The organism is Vibrio sp. 10N.222.55.C6 (assembly GCF_041473395.1).
GTDB classification, from domain to species: domain Bacteria; phylum Pseudomonadota; class Gammaproteobacteria; order Enterobacterales; family Vibrionaceae; genus Vibrio; species Vibrio crassostreae_C.
In genome coordinates this window covers 1-1026 of the sequence record NZ_JBFRSD010000578.1, presented here as the reverse complement: position 1 = coordinate 1026, position 1026 = coordinate 1, and the positions used below count along the sequence as shown (strand labels likewise).

Below are 1026 nucleotides of genomic sequence, written 5' to 3'. Positions count from 1 at the left end.
GTTTATGAAGGCCGAGCAGCAAAAGTGCTACTTGATGGTCGCCAGCTTGATGAAGTCGAAAAATACTATAAAGAGTGTGAAGACGCTGGAACAAATGAATATCAAATAGATAAAAGCAAAACAGCTATGGCAAGTATGTCTACCATACTGGGCGACCCAGATCGTATCAAAGCTATAGCGAAAGACTTTGTTGAGCATTATGAGAATCGTGTTGAAGAAGGCACGACTCAAAAAGGTAAAGCAATGTTCGTTTGTAGTAGTCGTGAAATCGCTTACCAGTTCTATAAAGAACTGCTTAAGCTTCGCCCTGAGTGGGATGAAGTAAAAGTCTGTGAAGACGGCGCAACTCTATCAGAAAGTGATAAGAAGAAAGTGAAGCCGATGGAACGAGTCAAGATGATTATGACTCGTAGCAAAGACGATGATAAAGCTCTCTGGAACAAACTCGGCAATAAAGAGTACCGTAAAGAGCTGGATCGTCAGTTTAAAAATGGTAAATCGAACTTCAAAATAGCTATTGTGGTAGATATGTGGTTAACGGGCTTTGACGTGCCGTTCCTCGATACCATCTACATTGATAAGCCTTTGCAAAAGCATAATCTGATCCAAACTATTTCGAGAGTAAACCGTAAATTTGAAGGTAAAGAGAATGGTCTGGTAGTCGATTACATCGGCATAAAAAAACAGATGAACCTTGCACTTTCCCAATACACAGCAGGGCAAGATCAGAATCTAGAAGACATTAAGCAGTCGGTCATTATCGTTAAGGATCACCTGAGTCTATTGGATGGGCTGTTCCATAAGTTCGACTCTAAGCCATACTTCAATGGTACGCCACTAGAGCAGTTACATTGCTTAAATGCTTCGGCTGATTTTGCACTAAGAACCAAGAAGTTTGAAAAGACGTTTATGGATCTGACCAAACGCCTTAAATCAGCCTATGACATTTGTGTGGGTAGTAGTGAGCTGACCAAAGAGCATAAGGACAAGATTCACTATTATCTAGCGGTTCGAACCATCGTATTT

Annotated in this window: 1 protein-coding gene; it reads left to right on the top strand. The window is 40.8% G+C overall.

From position 1 onward, the window contains the following. Window positions 1-1026 (top strand): UvrB domain 3-containing protein (locus tag AB4486_RS25170; RefSeq protein WP_372119436.1); only part of this gene is annotated, 1026 nt, incomplete at both ends.